5 protein-coding genes are annotated in these 6,377 nt (G+C 70.4%); 2 read left to right on the top strand and 3 right to left on the bottom strand.

Annotated elements, in window-relative coordinates:
- Positions 1–2: 2 nt before the first annotated feature.
- The 3 genes from katG to HAV39_RS12340 form a co-directional block, all read right to left on the bottom strand.
- Positions 3–2,231, bottom strand: a complete 2,229-nt coding sequence (gene katG, locus HAV39_RS12330; RefSeq protein WP_191839305.1) for a catalase/peroxidase HPI — start codon at positions 2,229–2,231, stop codon at positions 3–5.
- A 33-nt stretch (positions 2,232–2,264) separates the two neighbouring features.
- Positions 2,265–2,696, bottom strand: a complete 432-nt coding sequence (locus HAV39_RS12335) for a Fur family transcriptional regulator (protein WP_191839306.1) — start codon at positions 2,694–2,696, stop codon at positions 2,265–2,267.
- Positions 2,697–2,852: 156 nt separating this feature from the next.
- Entirely contained in the window at positions 2,853–3,056 is a 204-nt protein-coding gene (locus HAV39_RS12340; RefSeq protein ID WP_191839307.1) for a hypothetical protein, read from the bottom strand.
- Positions 3,057–3,744: 688 nt separating this feature from the next.
- Here HAV39_RS12340 and HAV39_RS12345 point away from each other — a divergent pair.
- Entirely contained in the window at positions 3,745–5,280 is a 1,536-nt protein-coding gene (locus tag HAV39_RS12345; RefSeq protein WP_191839308.1) for a sigma-70 family RNA polymerase sigma factor, read from the top strand.
- Positions 5,281–5,734: 454 nt separating this feature from the next.
- Positions 5,735–6,377: non-reducing end alpha-L-arabinofuranosidase family hydrolase (locus HAV39_RS12350; protein ID WP_191839347.1), on the top strand; the 643-nt coding region annotated here is incomplete at its 3' end.

A 6,377-nucleotide genomic window follows, 5' to 3' on the forward strand; every position in this document is an offset into this window, starting at 1 on the left:
GATCAGGCGAGGTCGTAGCGGTCCAGGTTCATGACCTTCACCCACGCCGCGACGAAGTCGCGCACGAACTTCGCCTTCGCGTCGTCGCTCGCGTAGACCTCGGCGAGCGCCCGCAGCTCGGAGTTGGAGCCGAAGACCAGGTCGGCCCGGCTGCCGGTCCACTTGACCTTGCCGGTGGCGAGGTCGGCACCCTCGAAGGTGTCCTCCCCGGCCACGGGCTTCCACGCCGTGCCCAGGTCGAGCAGGTTGGCGAAGAAGTCGTTGGTCAGCGTGCCCGGCGACTCGGTGAGCACACCGACCGAGGACTGCTTGGTGTTCGCGCCGAGCACCCGCAGGCCGCCGACGAGCACCGTCAGCTCCGGCGCGCTCAGCGTGAGCAGGTTGGCCCGGTCGACCAGCAGGTACTCGGCCGGCAGGCGGTTGCCCTTGCCCAGGTGGTTGCGGAAGCCGTCGGCGGTCGGCTCCAGCGGGGCGAACGACTCCGCGTCGGTCTGCTCCTGCGATGCGTCGGTGCGACCCGGCGTGAAGGCGACCTCGACGGCGTGTCCGGCGTTCGCGGCGGCCTGCTCGACGGCGGCGGACCCGCCCAGCACGATCAGGTCGGCCAGCGAGACCTTCTTGCCACCGGTCTGGGCGGCGTTGAACGCCTGCTGGACGCCTTCCAGCGCGTGCAGCACGCGGGCCAGCTGGTCGGGGTCGTTGACCTCCCAGCCGCGCTGCGGCTCGAGGCGGACGCGCGCGCCGTTGGCGCCGCCGCGCTTGTCACTGCCGCGGAACGTCGACGCCGACGCCCACGCGGCCGAGACCAGCTCGGAGACCGACAGCCCGGTGGCCAGGATCTGTGCCTTGAGCGCCGCGACGTCGGCCGCGTCGACCAGCTCGTGGTCCACTGCCGGCACCGGGTCCTGCCAGATCAGCGTCTCGGCCGGGACCTCCGGGCCGAGGTAGCGGGCGATCGGGCCCATGTCGCGGTGGGTCAGCTTGAACCACGCGCGGGCGAACGCGTCGGCCAGCTCGGCCGGGTTGGCCAGGAAGCGGCGCGAGATCTGCTCGTAGACCGGGTCGAAGCGCAGCGCCAGGTCGGTGGTCAGCATCGTCGGGGCGTGGCTCTTGGACGAGTCGTGCGCGTCGGGCACGGTGCCCGCGCCGGCGCCGCCCTTCGGCTTCCACTGGTGCGCGCCGGCCGGGCTCTTGGACAGCTCCCACTCGTACCCGAAAAGGATCTCGAAGAAGCTGTTGTCCCACGCCGTCGGCGTGTTGGTCCACGCGCCCTCGAGGCCGCTGGTGATCGCGTCGCCGCCCACGCCGGTGCCGAAGGTGCTCTTCCAGCCCAGGCCCTGCGCCTCGATCGGGGCGCCCTCGGGCTCGGGGCCGACGTGGTCGGCGGGGCCCGCGCCGTGGGTCTTGCCGAAGGTGTGGCCGCCAGCGATCAGCGCGACGGTCTCCTCGTCGTTCATCGCCATCCGGCCGAACGTCTCGCGGATGTCGCGGGCCGAGGCGATCGGGTCCGGGTTGCCGTTGGGGCCCTCCGGGTTGACGTAGATGAGGCCCATCTGCACGGCGGCGAGCGGGTTCTCCAGCTCGCGGTCGCCGGTGTAGCGCTCGTCGCCGAGCCAGGTGGTCTCGGGGCCCCAGTAGACGTCGGTGTCGGGCTCCCAGACGTCCGGGCGGCCGCCGGCGAAGCCGAAGGTCTGGAAGCCCATCGACTCCAGCGCCACGTTGCCGGTGAGGATCATCAGGTCGGCCCACGAGATGGCCTGGCCGTACTTCTTCTTGACCGGCCACAGCAGGCGGCGGGCCTTGTCCAGGTTGCCGTTGTCCGGCCAGCTGTTGAGTGGAGCGAAGCGCTGCATGCCCGCTCCGGCGCCGCCGCGGCCGTCGCTGATCCGGTAGGTGCCGGCGCTGTGCCACGCCATGCGGACCATGAACGGGCCGTAGTGGCCGTAGTCGGCGGGCCACCAGTCCTGCGACGTGGTCAGCACCTCGGCGATGTCCCGCTTCACGGCGGCGAGGTCGAGGCCGTTGAACGCCTCCGTGTAGTCGAAGTCCTCGCCCAGCGGGTTGGCCACGGCCGGGTTCTTCGCCAGGATCTTCAGGTTGAGCTGGTTGGGCCACCAGCCGCGGTTGCCGTCACCCTGGGTCGGGTGGGGCGCGCGTCCGTGCGCCACCGGGCAGCGCGACTCGGCCCCGGCCTCGGCGTCGTGGACGACGGCTTCGTGGTTCTCAGACATCGGATTCCTTCCGTGACTTGCGGATCAGGTGGATCAGGAACTGCCTGCGGTGGAACAGCCGGGGCACCGGCCCCAGAAGACGACCTCGGCCTCGTCGACCGAGAAGCCGTCGCCGTCGGGCGCGGTCAGGCAGGGCGCGTCGCCGACGGCGCAGTCGACGTCGGCGATGAGCCCGCACGACCGGCAGACCATGTGGTGGTGGTTGTCGCCGACCCGGGACTCGTAGCGGGCCACCGAACCCGCGGGCTGGATGCGCCGCACCAGGCCGGCGGCCGTCAGCGTCTGCAGCGAGTCGTACACGGCCTGGTGGGACACCTCGGGCAGGCCGCGGCGCACCGCGCCGATGATCGAGTCGGTGTCGGCATGCGGGTGCGCGAGGACCGCGCCCAGCACCGCCACCCGCGGCCGGGTCACGCGCAACGCGGCTCCGCGCAGCAGCTGCTCGAAGTCCAGAGTCGCGGGCACGTCCCGTAGTCTGGTCCGCTTTCTGGAATGAGTCAAGAATAAGCGACTGATCTTGTCGCGTGTCGAGCGGCGAACATCGCGCCTGGCACGACAGAACCGGCTGGATACGGTGAAAGCATAATAATCAGGATGAGGTACGCGGGGCCCGCCACCGCCTCAGCGCAGAACCGTCGAGGACGGCCGGCAAAGCCGCGCCGCGGTGGTGGCGCGACGGCGTGAAGCCGGGCAGCACATGTCGAACTCGAGGCCGCGGCCGGTGAGCAGCCGCACGCGGGCTGCGGATGCGTCGTCGCCGAGCAGGTGCCGGCACATCCGGCCAGGCCCGGCGGGCGCGACAGGACCGCAGGGCAGCAGATCCACCGCGGCATCGCGCCAGACCGGGAAACGTCGCCACCACCGCATCACGAGCAGCGATGGGCAAGCGATCGCGGGGGCAGGCGGGGACGACCGTGGGGAGAACGTCGGGTGAGAGGTCAGCGGGAAAGGGCTGGGGGCGGGACGGCTCGGCAGACGAGGAGCGGGGCGACGCCACCTCGAACGCTCAAATCGAGACTAATCTATATATCTCGCTCCTGTCATGCCGTAACGAGCCTTTCGTGTATCCATTGGCAGCTCGGTGAATCCGGCCGCCCGGACCGGCAGGGACCGGTCACATCGATATTCGACGAGATTGCCAGAATGTTTCGGCGCTATCAAGAGGCATCCGGCAACTCGACCCGTCGACACCTTTCTCCCACCTCCTCATCGCCCGCAAGACCAGGAGTATGAGCAGCTGGCAAACGCCATGGAGGCCATTCGACACCGCGCGAGACCTTCTTCGGCGACTTTCCGTACAGGATCTGCATAACACTTTCCCGCACCCGACTTCCGAGCACATCCCAGCGAAAGGTTGTCGCGAAGAAGTGTTATGCGATGCACGGCTCCGTGGTCGCATGACGCGACGGGCCGGAACCCGGAACTTCCACGGCCGAACACCCGCATCTTGACGCGACACCCGGAACTCCGTCAGAGTCAACCACCCGATCCACCGACGACAGCGATGCGGAGAATGCCACCCAACGACGCGAACGAGGCGGCGCTCGTCGTCGCAGCGCAGGCCGGTGACCACGGGGCGCTCGACACCCTGATCGAGGCGTATCTCCCGTTCGTCTACACCATCGCGCGCCGCGCCCTCGACGCCGAGGACGACGTCGACGACGTCGTGCAGGACTCCATGCTGCGCGCGGTGCGAGAACTGCGCGGACTGCGCACCCCGGAGAGCTTCCGCGCCTGGCTGGGCGCGATCGCCGTCCGACAGGTCAGCACCCACCTGCACCGGCGGCGCACCGCCGACCGGCACGCCGGCGACCTGGCCGACCTGGTCGGCACGCCTGACGCGGACGCACCCTTCGAAGGGCTGACGATGCTGCGGCTGGGCGTCTCCCAGCAGCGGCGCCAGGCGGCACGCGCCGCGCACTGGCTCGACCACGACGACCGGCTGCTGCTGTCACTGTGGTGGCTGGAGGTCGCCGGCCACCTGACGCGCACCGAGCTGGCGAACGCGATCGGGGTCAGCGTCGCCCACGCCGGGGTGCGCGTGCAGCGCATGCGCCGGCAGTTCGACAGCTGTCGCGCCCTGGTGGCGGCCCTCGACATCCGACCCCGCTGCCTCGATCTCGACGGTCTCGTGGCGGGCTGGGACGGTGTGCCGGGCGCGACCTGGCGCAAGCGGCTCACCCGGCACGTCCAGGCGTGCGGCGCCTGCGCTCCGGTCGCCGAGACGCTGCCGGCCGCCGACCAGCTGCTCATCGGACTCGCGCTGCTACCCGTCCCCATCGCGCTCAGCGCGGCCGTGCTCGGCAAGGGCGCGCTGGCGACGACGGCCTCGGCGACCGCGCTGACCGGGGCCGCGAAGGCAGGCGTGCTGGGTCACCTGACAAAGGCTCTGGCAGCTCACCCGATCGCGACGCTCGCCGTGACGGGTTCGGTGATCGCCGGCAGCACGCTGGGCGTGATGACCTGGCCCACGGCCGCGCCGCCGCCACCCCCGCCGGTCGCGACACCGCAGTCCTCGGCCGCCGCGGTCCCGCCCAGTCCCTCCCCCCGGCGCCCCAGCCCGAGCCCCAGCCCGGCTGCGCCAAGCCCTTCCCGGAACCAGGCGCGGGTGCTGGCGGTCGGGCCGACCTCGCTGGAGGCGGGTGACGGGACCGGGCTCTTCGTCACGACCACCGCCGCACTCGGCGTGCTGACCCCACTGTCGAGCGCCAGTAGCATCTCGGCCCGCCAGCAGGCCACTTTCCTGGTCGTGGCAGGCCTGGCCGATCCGAAGTGCTTCTCCTTTCGCAGCCCGGACGGCCGCTACCTGCGCCACGCGTCCTGGCGGCTGCGGCTGAACCCGAACGAGGGCACCGCGCTCTTCGAGGGGGATGCCACGTTCTGCGTGCGCCCCGGCTCGTCGGCGACCACTGTCCTACTCGAATCCTCGAACTATCCCGGCTGGTTCCTGCACCGGCGGGGCAGCGAGCTGTGGGTCGACCAGACCGACGGCACCGCCGCCTTCCGCGCCGCGAGCTCCTTCCGGATCCGGCCACCGCTGGCGGGCTGACCCACCGGAGCCGCCCGACCGGGTCACCTCCGGCCGGGCGCGCACCCATGCGTTGACGTCGGCCGATGTCCTGGTGGGCGAGCCGCGCACTCCGAAACATTTTCGCCGGTATTGACGACGACGTTGTTATCGTTCACATTCGACTGACGGGACGGCTGGACACTCGATCGTCACAGCGTCATCAGCATCATTCGGAGCAGGGCGACGTCTTCCACGACGTGCTCCAGGGTGTGTTTGTGAACGATAACTGAGTCCCCCGTGATCTTCCTCGCAACCGCATCCGTGGACGGCCGCACTCATCGGCCGGGCGCACGGCGCTGCGTCGCGTCCCGCACCGACAACGAAGGAGGATGCCGTGACCGGCATCAGCACCATCACGCCACCCGTCTCCCGGCGGCAAGCCTGGCGCGCGGCGTTGATCACCGTAGTGGTCACCGCCCTGGTCAGCGCAGGCATGATCGCCCTGGCAGGCAACCGTGCCCAGGCCGCCACCGTGGACACCAGCGCGTGGTACATCCTGGTCAACCGCAACAGCGGCAAAGCCCTCGACGTGTACAACTTCTCCACCGCCGACGGCGGCCGCATCACCCAGTGGACCCGCGGCACCGGCAACAACCAGCAATGGCAGTTCGTCGACTCCGGCAGCGGCTACTACCGTCTCAAGTCCCGCCACTCGGGCAAGGTCCTCGACGTCTACAACTTCTCCACCGCCAACGGCGGCGCGATCGTGCAGTGGGCCGACAACAACAGCAACAACCAGCAGTGGCGCCTGGCCGACTCCTCCGGCGGCTACGTCCGGTTCATCAGCCGGCACAGCAACAAGGCCCTCGAAGTCCAGGGCGCGTCCACTGCCGACGGCGCCAACATCGTCCAGTACGACGACTGGGGCGGCAACAACCAGCAATGGCAGCTCGTCCAGGTCGGCAGCACCCCGCCGTCGAGCCCGCCGCCGTCCAGCCCGCCGCCGAGCGGCTCGTGCACGCTCCCGTCGAGTTACCGCTGGAGTTCGACCGGCGTGCTGGCGACCCCGAAGTCGGGCTGGGTCTCGCTCAAGGACTTCACCACCGCCCCCTACAACGGCAGGCAACTCGTCTACG

This window comes from Catellatospora chokoriensis (genome assembly GCF_011297315.1).
Lineage (GTDB): Bacteria > Actinomycetota > Actinomycetes > Mycobacteriales > Micromonosporaceae > Catellatospora > Catellatospora citrea.